At 72.3% G+C, this 12,568-nt stretch carries 12 protein-coding genes; 3 read left to right on the forward strand and 9 right to left on the reverse strand.

The genetic code is table 11. The features are described from left to right. Nucleotides 1–3 precede the first annotated feature (3 nt). Nucleotides 4–531, reverse strand: coding sequence for a DoxX family membrane protein (locus GFD30_RS07945; RefSeq protein ID WP_153024662.1), 528 nt, complete (start codon nt 529–531; stop codon nt 4–6). A 234-nt stretch (nt 532–765) separates the two neighbouring features. Between GFD30_RS07945 and GFD30_RS07950 the strand changes: the two genes are divergently transcribed. After that, the gene (locus GFD30_RS07950) at nt 766–1,752 is read left to right on the forward strand and encodes a glycosyltransferase family 2 protein (protein WP_194201890.1); all 987 of its coding nucleotides are present in this window, start codon (nt 766–768) and stop codon (nt 1,750–1,752) included. Continuing rightward, on the forward strand, nt 1,749–2,705 hold the full coding sequence (locus GFD30_RS07955; protein ID WP_153024664.1) for a lysylphosphatidylglycerol synthase domain-containing protein: 957 nt from the start codon (nt 1,749–1,751) through the stop codon (nt 2,703–2,705). Before GFD30_RS07950 ends, GFD30_RS07955 begins: the two co-directional genes overlap by 4 nt. Here the strand turns inward: GFD30_RS07955 and GFD30_RS27810 are convergent. The 8 genes from GFD30_RS27810 to GFD30_RS07995 form a co-directional block, all read right to left on the reverse strand. Continuing rightward, complete coding sequence (locus tag GFD30_RS27810) at nt 2,669–3,790, reverse strand: glycosyltransferase family 4 protein (RefSeq protein ID WP_322633061.1); 1,122 nt, start codon at nt 3,788–3,790, stop codon at nt 2,669–2,671. The two genes, GFD30_RS07955 and GFD30_RS27810, sit on opposite strands and share 37 nt — an antisense overlap. A gap of 9 nt (nt 3,791–3,799) precedes the next feature. After that, nucleotides 3,800–4,939 carry an endonuclease/exonuclease/phosphatase family protein gene (locus GFD30_RS07965; RefSeq protein ID WP_153024665.1) on the reverse strand — a complete coding sequence of 380 codons (1,140 nt, stop codon included), beginning with the start codon at nt 4,937–4,939 and terminating at the stop codon, nt 3,800–3,802. A gap of 8 nt (nt 4,940–4,947) precedes the next feature. After that, nucleotides 4,948–5,892 carry a UbiA prenyltransferase family protein gene (locus GFD30_RS07970; protein ID WP_153024666.1) on the reverse strand — a complete coding sequence of 315 codons (945 nt, stop codon included), beginning with the start codon at nt 5,890–5,892 and terminating at the stop codon, nt 4,948–4,950. Further along, nucleotides 5,840–6,955, reverse strand: a complete 1,116-nt coding sequence (locus tag GFD30_RS07975; protein ID WP_322633062.1) for an NAD-dependent epimerase/dehydratase family protein — start codon at nt 6,953–6,955, stop codon at nt 5,840–5,842. Before GFD30_RS07975 ends, GFD30_RS07970 begins: the two co-directional genes overlap by 53 nt. Further along, the gene (locus tag GFD30_RS07980; protein WP_153024667.1) at nt 6,952–8,364 is read right to left on the reverse strand and encodes an aspartate aminotransferase family protein; all 1,413 of its coding nucleotides are present in this window, start codon (nt 8,362–8,364) and stop codon (nt 6,952–6,954) included. Before GFD30_RS07980 ends, GFD30_RS07975 begins: the two co-directional genes overlap by 4 nt. After that, nucleotides 8,351–9,385, reverse strand: coding sequence for a glycosyltransferase family 2 protein (locus GFD30_RS07985; RefSeq protein ID WP_153024668.1), 1,035 nt, complete (start codon nt 9,383–9,385; stop codon nt 8,351–8,353). Before GFD30_RS07985 ends, GFD30_RS07980 begins: the two co-directional genes overlap by 14 nt. Nucleotides 9,386–9,573: 188 nt before the next feature. Then, nucleotides 9,574–10,554, reverse strand: a complete 981-nt coding sequence (locus GFD30_RS07990) for an aldo/keto reductase (RefSeq protein ID WP_153024669.1) — start codon at nt 10,552–10,554, stop codon at nt 9,574–9,576. A gap of 19 nt (nt 10,555–10,573) precedes the next feature. Then, entirely contained in the window at nt 10,574–11,380 is an 807-nt protein-coding gene (locus GFD30_RS07995) for an AfsR/SARP family transcriptional regulator (RefSeq protein ID WP_153024670.1), read from the reverse strand. Between the two features lie 416 nt (nt 11,381–11,796). Between GFD30_RS07995 and GFD30_RS08000 the strand changes: the two genes are divergently transcribed. Next, nucleotides 11,797–12,375 (forward strand): GNAT family N-acetyltransferase, encoded by a 579-nt coding sequence (locus GFD30_RS08000; protein ID WP_227995949.1) that lies wholly within the window; start codon nt 11,797–11,799, stop codon nt 12,373–12,375. Nucleotides 12,376–12,568 lie beyond the last annotated feature (193 nt).

Consider the following 12,568-nt stretch of genomic DNA (forward strand, 5'->3'; position numbering starts at 1 on the left):
CCGCTATCCGAGGACGGGGTAGCGCTGGACGAGCCGGAGGCGCCGCCACCGGCGGGTCAGGCCCCACCGGGCGCCCGCGTCGGTGAACACGAACGCGACCAGCATCGTCGCGTACACGAAGTGCGGATCGACGACGGGATTGTTCTCGATCGGCAGCATCGAGAACCACAGGGCCGCCATGAGCGCCGCCCCGCAGCACGCCGCGATCCGCATCATGACGCCGAGCACCAGCCCGAAGCCGAGCCCCGCCTGCGCGGCCATGAACAGCCAGTCGGCCCAGGCCGCTCCCGAAGCGCCGCTGTACATCCCGCCGGCGCCGCCGGAGAAGAACTCCGCGGTCGGGCTGCCGCCGTCGATCCACCCCTGGTCCGCCGGGGTGTCGAAGCCGAGGCCGAAGGTCTTGTCGAGGAACGCCCACAGGAAGACCCAGCCAAGGGCGATCCGCACCACCGCGAGACTGCGCGGCGGCGGCGCCGCGGTCGCCGGGGGCTCGAGTTCGACGGGTTCGTTCACGGAAGCGTGCGTGGTCATTCGCAATCCTCGGGGTGAGCACGGAGAAGGTCCACTGAAACTAACATGTGGACGAACACGCGACAATGCTCGAAAGCGCGTCCATTCGCCATTCAAGAATTCAGAACGATGCATTCCATCGCGATTCAAGACCCATTCCAGACCCCGTACAGCAACCCCTCGAACGACCATTCGTCCACTGCCTGTCCAGACCGAATATCGGCCCGCTCCAGCACGGCGCGACACGCTTTCCCAATGACGACGCAGCTTCCCTGGTCGGTGGTCGTCCCCTGCCACAACGCGGCCAAGACCCTCGACCGGTGCCTCGCGGCACTCGCCGCGCAGACCGCGGCCCCGGCCGAGGTCATCGTGGTCGACGACGCCAGCACCGACGACACCGCCGCGATCGCCGAGCGGTTCCCCTGCCGCACCGTGAACATCCGCCCGAACCGCGGACCGGCGGCCGCGCGCAACACCGGAGCGGCAATCGCGACCGGACGCGTGCTCTTCTTCCTCGACGCCGACATCGAATTGCGCCCCGACGCGCTCGAAAACGCCGCCGCCGCGATCGCGGCCCCCGGAACGGGCATGGTCCAAGGCGTCTACGACGCCGATCCGATGATCGACGACGGACCGGTCGAACGCTACAAGACCCTCTTCGAGCACCAATGGCGCACCGGATCGGCGGGCGCCACCGACGTCACCCTGTTCGCGCTCACCGCCATCCGCGCCGAGGTCTTCACCGCCGCCGGCGGCTTCGACGAGACGCTCCGCTCCGGTGAAGACGTCGAGTTCGGCTCCCGCCTTCCCGCCGGGTGGACCGTCATCACCGACCCGACCGTCGTCGGCCGCCACGACGACGTCGACCGGCTCGGCCCGCTCCTCATCGAACAGTGGCGCCGCTCCCTCCGATTCGCCGAACTCCTCGCCCGCGCCCGCCGCGCCCCCGCCGCCGGCAACACCGTCCGGACCGGCGCCTACGGACCGGCCGCCGTCCTCGCCGCCGGCGCGATCGCCGCCAGCGCCCCCCTCGCGCTCTGGCAGCCCTGGCTCGCGGCCGTCCCGGCCCTCTTCGCGATCGCGTTCGGCATCGCCAGCGCCCCGCTCGTCGCCGCCGCGGCGGCCCGCAGCCTCCGGTGGGCCGCCGCGGTCTACGCCCTGCACCTGCTCTACGTCGGCACCGCCGGCCTCGCGAGCCTCGTCGGCGCCCTGCGCCCCGCGGTCTGGAGGCCCCGGCCGTGAAGCGGATCCTCTGGCGGCTCTCCGGCATCGCCGTCGTCATCGCCGTCGCGATCGCCGTCGCCGCGGCCATGCGCGGCCAGGACTGGAGCCAGGCCCTCGACTTCGCCACCGGCGAGCACCTGCCGCAGATCGCGCTCGCCGCCCTCGTCAACCTCGCCGGACTCGTCCTCGGCATGCTCGCCTGGCGCGCCCTCGTGAACGGCACCGGAGCACCGGTCCCCCTGCGCGACAGCGCGAACATCTACTTCACCGGGATGCTCGTCAAATACCTTCCCGGGCGCCTGTGGACCCTCCTGGTCAACGTGCGCATGGGCGCCGGCGTCGGCGTCGGCACCGCCCGCATGGCCGGCGTGTACGTCATCAACATCGCCGTCATGCTCAGCACCGGGATGCTCGCGGGCCTCCTCGCCGCCCCGGCCGCCCTCGGGAACCGCGGCTGGTGGGTGCTCCTCGCCGCCCTGCCCGCGCTCGTGCTCTTCGCCCGTCCGGCACTGGTGAACACCGCCGCGGCCCTCATGATGCGCCTCTTCCGCAGGGCCGCACCGCGACTGGCCTACACGGACCGGGCGATCCGGGCTTCCCTCGCCTACCAGGCGGTCTCGTGGCTCGTCGCCGGGCACCACCTGTGGCTGCTCGCGGTCGCCGCCGGAGCGCCCCCGGCCCGCTCCTACCTGTTGTGCGTGGGACTGTTCGGCCTGGCCCTCGTGATCGGCTCGCTCGTGGTCGTCGTGCCGGACGGCCTCGGCGTCCGGGAGGGGATCCTCGTGGCGGCCCTGGCGCTGGTGCTGCCCCTGCCCATGGCCGGCGCCGTGGCGGTGACGAGCCGCGCGGTGGCCACACTCGGGGAGGTCGGCGCCGCGCTGGCGGTCTACGCGCTGGCGGCCCGGGCCCGCCGCAAGCGGGCCCGGGCCGGCGTTCAGGAGCCGGCGGCCTCGGCGAGCACCGCCGCGTAGGACGCCAGTGTGGACTCCCGGCCGAACGAGGCCGACGCGCTCGCCGCTCCGGCCGCCCGCCGCCCGGCCGGGTACCCGCACACGCGCCGCAGGGCCTCCCGGATCCCGTCGGCGTCTCCGGCCTCGACGAGTTCGCCGAATCCGGTGGTCTGCAAGGGCACCCGCATGCCGGGCAGGTCCGAGGCGACGACCGGCACCCCGGACATCATCGCCTCGGTCTGGGTGATCCCGAAGGACTCCTCGGCGACCGACGGGAGCGCGAAGGCGTCGAGCGACGCGTGGAAGTCCGCGATGTCGGGCTCGTCGAGCCGGCCGAGGAACCGGATGCGGTCGTCGCCCGCGGCGAGGCGCCGCAACCGGGCGACCACGTCGCCTCCCGCGACGCCCTCGTCTCCGGCGAGGAGCAGCCGCGCCGACGGATCGTCCCAGCCCCGGAACGCCTGCACGAGGTGGTGCAGGCCCTTCTCGGGGGCCATGCGGCCGAGGAACCCGACGTGCGGTCCGGGGCCGTCGCGGAACGCCGGCGTCCCGGGTTCGCGGCGCTCGCACGGCGGCGGGATGGCGCACACCCGCCGCTGCTCCATGATGGGCCAGTGCCGGGACGCCTTGGCGTGGTCGGTGTTCGCCACGACCACGGCCGTCGAGCGGCGCAGCGCGGCGGCCACGGAGTACTCCACGACGGCGATCTGCGCCCCGGCCGTGACGCCTCCGGAGAGCCACACGTCGTCGTGGTGGTGCGCCACGATCGGAGTGCCGCGCGCACCGCGCGCGACGAGCCCCGCCTCGAGCATCGGCAGGTGCAGGTTGACCACTTCAGACCGGCGCGCGATGCGGCCGGCGAGGGCCGCGAACCCGGGGCTGACGACGCCGCGGCCGATGCGCGCGGCCACGGGCGCCCGGTAGACGTCGACGCCGCCGCGCCGCTCGAACCGCGGGAGCGAGCGGTCGTGCCTGGAGGCGACGGCCGCCACGCGCATCCCCCGGGCGGCCAGGGACTCGGCGACCTCGACCGCGACCTTGGTGAGTCCGCTCGTGTAGGGGGCGTAGTAGTTGAGCACGACGCACGCGTCGTATCGGCGGTTCACCGCGGCCTCCTAGCGGATGTCGAGTCCGACGGTCTGGGCGTCGTGGTCCGACAGCCCTTCGCCGGAGACGATCTCGTAGTGGGTGACCTCCAGGCCCTCGCTGGTGCAGACCCAGTCGAGCCGCCACCATTTGGGGAACGGGAACCGGATCGCGGGCCAGCTCACCGGCATCGCCGAGTCGGGGTCGGGGCATTCGAGACGGTCCCTCATGGACGCGATCCCGGCGCTGAGGATGGTCGAGTTGAAGTCGCCGCCGACGAACACGGGATTGGGGTTGGCGTCGATGTCCTCGTTGAGGATCGTGAACTGGGAGCTGCGCCGCTGGTACTGGGCGCGCACGTACTCGTAGAACTCGCCGCTGAGCGGTGACGCCTCGCCGGTGGGGACCGGCACCGAGAGGTGCAGGTTGTACATGGAGACGATCTGTCCGTCGACGTCGAGGTCGGTGCGGAGGATCTTGGTGGTCCAGTACTCGCGCCACGGGTCGTCGGCGGGAGGAGCGCCGGGGTCGTCCTCGTCGATGAGGGCTTCGGTGTCGAGGGCCTTGGACTCCACGACCGGGTACCTGGAGAGGGTGACCATCTCGCTGGCGATGACGAGCTCGTAGTCGGGGAAGTGCTCGCGCAGGGCCGCCTCGTCGTCGATGATCTCGACCCGGTCGGTGCGGGTGAGGTACTCGGTGAGCAGGTAGACGTCGGCGTCCTGCTCGAGCAGGTAGTCGTAGAACGCGTCGGCGTCGTCCCAGCGGTAGTGCCAGTAGTCGGCGTTCCAGGTGAACACTTCGAGGTCGGCGGCGCCGTCGTCGCCGCCGCCGGTGACCAGGGCCGAGAGGTTCAGGCCGGCGATCGGGTAGGCGATGGCGAGGAGCGCCGCGTGGACGGTCCACAGCCGCCACCGGATCCCGCGCCGGATCCGGACGGCGCACAGGCCGAGCAGGAGGGGCGGCACCAGGAGCGCGAACGGCGGGACCATCTCGATGAGCGACCACCACCAGACCCGTCCGCTGAGGACCAGGTGCGCCAGCAGGAAGAGCGCCCAGAAGGCGGTGGTGCCGACGGCGAGGCGGACGCCGAGGCGCCGGCGCCGCGGCTCGGTCGCCGCGTCCGGTTCCGGATTCGTCTCCGGCTCGCGGTTCTCGGTGAGGCTCATGGTCTCCTTCAATCGTTGGGGTAGAGGACGGAAAGGTCGAGCAGCGTGGTGGCGGCGATGCACGCGAGGCAGGCCGCGCCGATGGCGAGGAGCACGGGGTCGCGGACGAGGAGCCGCGTGGGGTCGCCGTCGCCGCCGCGCAGCTCGAGCCGCTGGAGGTAGCGGAACAGGGCCATGAGCAGCAGCGGCACCACCAGCATCGCCAGCGGCCCCTTGGACTCGGCCGCCTGCGGCCCGCCGAGGGCGAACAGCAGGAACGTGGCGGTGGCGAGGCCGCCGGCGATGGAGGTGAACTGCTCGAGGAGGGGCGCGGTGTAGCCCTTGAGGGCCGCCCGGTGGGCGGCGCCGGCCACCACGATCTCTCTGCGGCGCTTGCCGAGCACGAGCAGCAGCGACAGGAACAGGACCGAGAGCACGACCAGGTTCGCCGGCGCGGTGTCGAGCACGACGTATCCGGCGAGCGCCCGCAGGGGGAACCCGGCCGCGACGGCGAACAGCTCCAGCACCGGGACCTCCCTGAGCCCCCGGCTGTAGGCGAGGTTGAGTCCGATGTAGGCGGTGATCGGGACGAGCAGCAGCGGGTCGGCGGCGGCCGCGAGGGCGGCCGAGCCGGCGCCGCAGGCGACGGCGACGAGCACCGCTCCCCGCACGCTGACGGCCCCGGAGGCGAGCGGCCGGAACCGCTTGACCGGGTGGTGCCGGTCGCGGAACCGGTCGGCGATGTCGTTGACGGCGTACACGAGCGAGGACGCGAGCATGAACGCCGCCACCGCGAGCGCGGGGCCGGCGAGCGTGGCGCGGTCCCACACCTGCGGGTCGAGGAACGGCAGCAGGACCGCGACGTTCTTGACCCACTGGCGCGGCCGCGCCAGTGCGACCGCGGCCGCCGCGGTGCGGAGGTTAGGCGTCCGAGGGTCGGCCGGGGACAGCTCCCCGGTCTTGAGGCTGGTCATGGCGGCGCTCCTGCGGTCGTGCGGGCGGGAAGAGGATCTTGGCGCCGGCGAGCATGCCCTGGCGCCACCGGTCCGAGCTGGTGGCGCCGGCGGCGCCGCGCGGGGCCTGGGGCCGTTCCCGCCACCAGCGGAACGTGCGCAGGATCGCGTCACGGTTGCTGTGCTCGGGATGGAACCCGAGCCGCTCGGCGGCCTTGCTGATGTCCACATAGGAATCTGCTTTGAGCTTGCGCACCAGCCGGTCGTAGACGGGGGAGAGCCCGAGCGCCGAGGCCGCGCGTAGCAGCGCGATCGCGGGCGCGGCGGGGACGGACCGGATCCGCCGGCCGCGGCCGACCTCGTCGAGGACGACCTGGAAGTCCTCGCGGAGCGTCCCGAACTCGGCCGCGCCGATGTTGTAGGTGTCGGCCGCCGCGTCCTCGGGTGCGGCGAGCACCATGCGCACGGCCCGGGCGAGGTCGTCGAGATCGAGCATCTGGACGCGCACGTCGCCTTTGCCGATGACCGGGAAGTCGCGGCCCTCCTCGGCCCACTCGAACAGCATCCCGAACAGCCCCAGGCGGCCGGGCCCGAGGAAGGTCTTGGGCCGCACCACGGTCACGCACCGGTCGGCCCGGTGGGGGACCACCAGCGCCTCGGCCTCGGCCTTGGCGGCGCTGTAGGCGTCGACCGGCTCGTGCGGGTGGTCCTCGGGGGTGGGCACGAGCGACGGCAGCCCGTACACGGCGGTGGAGGAGATGTGGACGACGCGGCCGACTCCGGACTTCGCGGCTGCGGCGGTCATCGACCGGGCGCCGTCGACGATGATCGACCGGATGTCGGCCTTCGGGTACGACGGCAGCGCCGACGCGCAGTGGACGACGGCGTCGCAGCCGTCGGCCGCCTCGCTCAGCGCGGTCTCGTCGCGCACGTCGCCGGTGACGACCGTGAGGCCCGCGGCGGGCGGGAGCTCGCGCAGGTCGTAGCCGACCACGTGAGTGCCGTCCGCGAGGAGGTCGGCGGTCACGCGCGAGCCGAGGACCCCGGCGGCGCCGGTGACGAGGACGCGGGAAGGCGCGGTCACCACAGGCTGCTCACCTTCTGGGCCACGAAGCGGCGCACGAGCCGCCCGAGCCCGGCCGAGAGGGTCTCCTCGATCGCGGCCAGGCAGCGGTGCACCTCGTCGAGCGGTGTCACCAGGGGCGGCCCGATCACGACCGGATGCTCCCCGTTGAGCGTGTAGTACAGGTAGATCCCGTGGTCCTCGTACATGGCCTGGAGGAACGCCGACGACAGCAGCTTCTGCCGGAAGCCGGGGTCCTTGGCGAGCCCGCCGGGCACCAGTTTCACCAGCGTCTCTACAAGGGACGGACGACCTTGGAGGAACAGCCCCCACAGGGCGCCCGCGCCGCGCACGTCCGCGACCTCGTCCGGGAAGGCCTTCGCGATCCGGTCGAGCCCCGGGGAGAGCACCGCCTCGATCGCACGGGCCCTCGCCGGGTAGTCGTCCTCGATCGCGATCTTCACGGCCTCGATCGCGGTCGCGCACTCCTCGCCGAACCCGTAGTACGTGGTGCTCGTGGTCTGGAGCAGCGCGTCGCCGAGGTTGTCGTACGCCCGGCGGTAGATCCGGTTGCGCACCACGAACCCGGAGATCGAGGACTTGCCGCCCCCGAGCGCCTTCGAGGTGCACAGGATGTCGGGGACCGCGCCCTCGTGGCGCATGAAGTGGAACAGGCTGCCGGTCTTGCCCCACCCGGTGTAGATCTCGTCGTAGATCAGGACGATGTCCTCGCGGTCGCACAGCGCGCGCAGCCCCTGCAGGAACTCCTCGGAGCACTGGCCCATCGTGGAGGCGCTGAACGGCTCGACCAGCAGCGCGTACACGTCGCCGGGGTGCGCGGCCACGGCCCGTTCGACCGATTCGAGGTCGTCGTAGACGAAGTCGTCGATGCCCGGGATCGTCGGGAACCGGAACCCGTGGCCCTGGGCCGCGGTGAGCCCGCCCGAGCCGAGCAGCTTCCCGTGGAACGCCGAGGTGGCGCGCAGGACCGTGTTCCGCTTGCCGCCGTGGTACTTGTAGGCGCACTTGACCGCGCCTTCGATCGCCTCCGCCCCCGAGTTCGGGAAGAACGAGTGGTCGAGGTCTTCGGGCAGGACCTCGGCGAGGTTGTGGCTCAGCGCGGCGAGGTACGGGGAGAAGAAGGTCTTGTGGACCTCCATGCGGCCCCGCTCGGCGAAGCGGCGCCGCGCCTCGAGGATCCGCGGGTGGTTGTGGCCGTGGTTGAGCACCCCGACGCCGCCGGTGAGGTCGGTGATCCGGCGTCCGTCCTTGAGGTGCAGGTAGCAGCCCTCGGCGCGCGCCACGAGGTCGCGGCCGAAGCCGAACGAGGTCATGAGCGAGACCTGGCTGCTGTTGATGTATCGCCGGTAGAGCTTTTGGACCTCCTTGAGGTCCATCGCCTCGGCTTCGTCGATGTCAATGAGTCGCATGGGATTCGCTCCTGAAGAGAGGAATGGGGGAAGGCGCGCGGCGGCGCGCCAGGGGGATGCCGGCCGCGATGCCGCAGACCAGGACCGCCGTGAAGCACAGGTGCACCGCGGCCAGCGGCACGGTCCGCGCGGGGCCGAGGTGGCGGCCCGCGTAGCCGAGCATCCGCGCGTCGGCGGCCAGCACCGCCAGGACCGCCGCGGCGGTGACGAGCAGCGCCTCCGGCGCGACGGCCGCGACCGGCAGCGACGCGAGTGCGACCGCGGCCGCGACGAGCGACCGCATCCGGTTGATGCGTTCCAGCCGCACTCCCCGCGGATGCAGCGCCGGCAGCGGCAGCGACCGCTTCCACTGGGTCCGCAGGGCCCGCAGCAGGGTCGAGCCCGCGTCGTGGCTACCCGCCACGGACTCGGTGATGAGGATCGAGGACCGGCCGGCCATCCGCGCCGAGTACTCCACGTCCTCGCAGTCGCGCAGCCGCTCGTCCAACGGCCCGAACCGGTCGAGCACCGAGCGGCGCACGGCCGCGACCGCGAACACGACCACGTTGGCCGGGCCGGCGAAGCGGTGGCGCCAGAACGCCTCCCGCAGCACGAGGTAGCACTCCACAGTGCTCCGGCCGCGCATCGGCAGCGGCTCGTACGTGCCGTGCACGATGTCCAGGCCCGGGTCCGCCGCGAGCAGCGCCACCGCCCGCTCGACCGCGTCGGGGCGCAACGCCACGTCGGAGTCGACGAAGAACAGGATCTCCCCGCGCGCCGCGGCGATGCCGGCGTTGCGGGCCCCTGACGGACCGAGATTGCGCTCCAGCCGGATCACGGTGCAGCCGTGCTCGGCGGCGATGTCCGCCGAGCCGTCGGTGCCGGCGTCGTCGACGACGATGATCTCGTCGGGCGCTCTGGTCTGCGCCCGCAGCGCTGCGAGGCACTCGCGGAGCGTCGCGGCCGCGTCGTGGCAGGGGATGACCACGCTGACGAGCGGTGGCGCGCCTCCGGGAGGCGGATCGGGGCGGTCTCGGTCCATGGCTCACACTCGCTCGGTTCCGTAGCACCAATGGTGAATTCCTTGGTACCGAACGTAATCAGTGCGGCTGGACCGCCACCAGATCTCGTCTCGACGGGGACTCGACCGCGCCCCAACGCCTCCTCGACGCCGCCTGAAGCGAACCTGGACGGCGCCCGCGCCCCCACCGGCACGGGCGCCGCCCCGGTTCACGCCGCCGCGAGCCGCTCGTACACCTCGGCGTCGAGCCCGATCGACGCCGCCCCGAGCGCCTCCTCCAGCTGGCCCGTGCTGCTCACCCCGAGGATCGGCACGACGTCGGCCGGACCCGACGCCAGCCACGCCAGCGCGAGCTGGTTCGCCGTGACGCCGAGCGCCGCGGCCTCCTCGCGCAGCACTGTGATCCGGCGCTGCGAGCCCTCGTGGTCGTAGTCCACAGGCGCACCGGGCGGCCTGCGGTCCGGTCGCGAGAACGCCCCGCCCGACAGCGGCGAGTACGCGAACAGCGGCAGGCCCTCGCTCACGGCGTAGTCGAGCATCTCGTCGCCCGCCGCGAGCTGGATCGACTCGGGCACCGGCACGCGCAGCGGTCGCGGGAACAGATACGTGTGCCGCTGCTGCACCGCCTGGTACGCCGCCCGTCCGGCGCCGGCGGCCGCCGCCCGGGCCCGCTCCAGCCGCCACACCGCGTGGTTGCTGGCGCCGAGCACCCGGACCGAGCCGTCCTCGACCAGGCGCCCGAACGCGTCGACCGTCTCGTCCAGCGGCACCGACCGGTCGTCGGCGTGCGCGTAGTACAGGTCGACGACGTCGACCCCGAGCCGTTCGCGGCTGCGCGCGAACTGCTCCTCGATCACCTTCGGCGCCAAGCCCTCCCGGTTCCCCCCGTGGTACGGCTCGCCTGGGCGCGCCGGCGCGGCCCCGACCTTCGTGGCCACCCGCATCCGGCCGGACATGCCGCGCGAGGCGAGCCAGCGCCCGATGAGCGCCTCGCTCTCCTCACCGATGCCGCCTTCGGCCCAGAACGCGTAGCAGTTCGCGGTGTCGAGCAGGTCCCCGCCCGCCTCCGCGTACCGGTCGAGGATCGCGAACGCCTCGCGCTCCGCCACCGCGGTCCCGAAGTACATGGTGCCCAGGCAGAATCCGGCGGTCGTGAAACCCGCCTCACCGCCGATCAGATACTGTCGCATGGTCCTCCTCTTGTTCGGTTCACCGCGGTTGCGCGGTGAGGGTGAGATGCTCGGTCCAGAGCTCGTCGCTGGGGCGGTCGGCCAGCAGGTCGGAGAACAGCTCCTGCGCCCGCTGCGACGGACCGATCCCCAAGTCCTCCTTGAGGAGCGACCGCAGGTCGTGGTAGGCCACGAGCGCCTCGCCGCGCCGGTCCTCCCGGGCGAGGCCCAGCATGAGGAGGATCCACAGCCGCTCGCGGAACGGATGCCTCCTGACCAGTGTGGACAGATCGGCGAGCGTGTCGCCGCCGGTGCCGGTGCGCAGTTGCAGCGCGAGCGAGGTCTCGAGCGCGTCGAGGCGCAGCTCGTCGAGGCGGCGCCGCTCCTGGGTCGCCAGGGGACCGGTCGCGCCGTGCAGCGCCTCGGAGCCCGACCAGTGCTCGAGGGCCCGGTCGAGGGCTTCCGCGGCCTGGTCGAGCCGTCCGGCCCAGAGCGCGGCCATCCCGGTGCGCCGGTCGGACTCGAACGCCTCCGTGTCGAGGGTGATGGCGGCCGGGTCGATGGAGTATCCGGGCCGCAGGGAGCGGAGCAGGCCGTGCTCCTCGGTGCTGCCGGTGCGGCGCCGCAGCCGGCTGATGTAGGTGTGGACGACGTTGACGGCGCTGGCGGGGGCGCCGTCGCCCCACAGGTCGGCGATCAACTGGTCCACGAGGACGGGGGACCCGCGGCGGATGACGAGGATGCCGAAGCATTCCCGTTCTCGGGCGGGGCCGAGGTGGATCTGTTCGCCGTCGCGCGTCATGCCGATGGCGCCGAACAGGCGTACGGCGGTTTCAGGGGTTCTCATGACTCACCTTCGGGTAGGGGAATCGCGCCGGTCTGCGCAGTGGGGCGCAGGGGTCATGGATCGGCGCGGAAGGGGAGACGATCCACGGCCTCGTTGGCGCAGCGCTCCCACGATGGTCAAGACATGGGATCTGGATCTCGGCCGGATGGTGGGCCGGGTGTTCGAGAGGGTTGTCGACCCGTTGACACGAGGGTGACGTGTCCGTCACGGGTTTGGCCATCCTAACAAGAGGGTTCGATGGATGGCATCCCATGCGGTCACCGAACGTCAGTCACGCGTCACGAATCGGCGGGCGGGCAGAGCGCAGCCGCACGCATGTCGGTGCAGGTGTTCCTCCGGTCGAACTGCGAACGGACCGTCCGGACGGCTTCCTCGATGGAGGCGCCCGCTCGAACAGCCGTGTTAGCTTTCATCGCATGAACACCGAACCCGAGGGAGTCGCCGAGGCGCCGGCCGCCGTCGCGTTCAAGTCGATGAGCGGCGCGGCCGCGATCGAGGAGGCCCCGGCCTTCCGGCGCATCTACGCCGAAGTCTTCGCCGAGCCGCCGTACAACGAGACGGATTCGGATGCGGCCGAGGCGTTCGAGCGGTTCCCGAAGCAGACCCGGCAGCCCGGCTTCGCCGCCGTCTTGGCCCGGACCGATGCCGGGGAACCGGTCGCCATGGCGTTCGGGTACCTGGTGACCCCGGAGAACTCCTGGTGGGATGAGGTGACCGCGGCGGTGCCGCCGGAGATGAGCCGCGAGGACGGGAAGCGCACGTTCGCGCTCGCGGAGTTCGCGGTGCGCCGGGCCTGGCGCGGGAGGGGCGTCGCGCGCCGACTGCACCGATGCCTGCTCGAACGCGTCGGTGCGGAACGCGTCATGCTCTTCGTCCAGCAGGAGGCCGAGTCCGCCAGGCGGGCGTACCGGTCCTGGGGCTACACGAAGGTCGCCGAAGCGCGGGCCTGGGGCGTCGGCGACCTGCACGACGTCATGATCCTGCCGCTGCACTGAACGACCGGTCACCGGGTTCGACCGCGGCCATCGTGTCCTTCCGTCTCCAGAACACAAGACCCAAGTTCGCGCAGACCGGGCTCGACCTGTCGATCGGGCGATGCGCAGAGCTGGACTCGACCCGCGCCCGGCACCTGGTGGAGGCGGTCCCATACCCGGATGCGGGCGACAGCCGGGCAACAGTGATGCTCGT

The sequence above is a fragment of the Glycomyces albidus genome (assembly GCF_009451885.1).
GTDB classification, from domain to species: Bacteria; Actinomycetota; Actinomycetes; order Mycobacteriales; family Micromonosporaceae; genus Glycomyces; species Glycomyces albidus.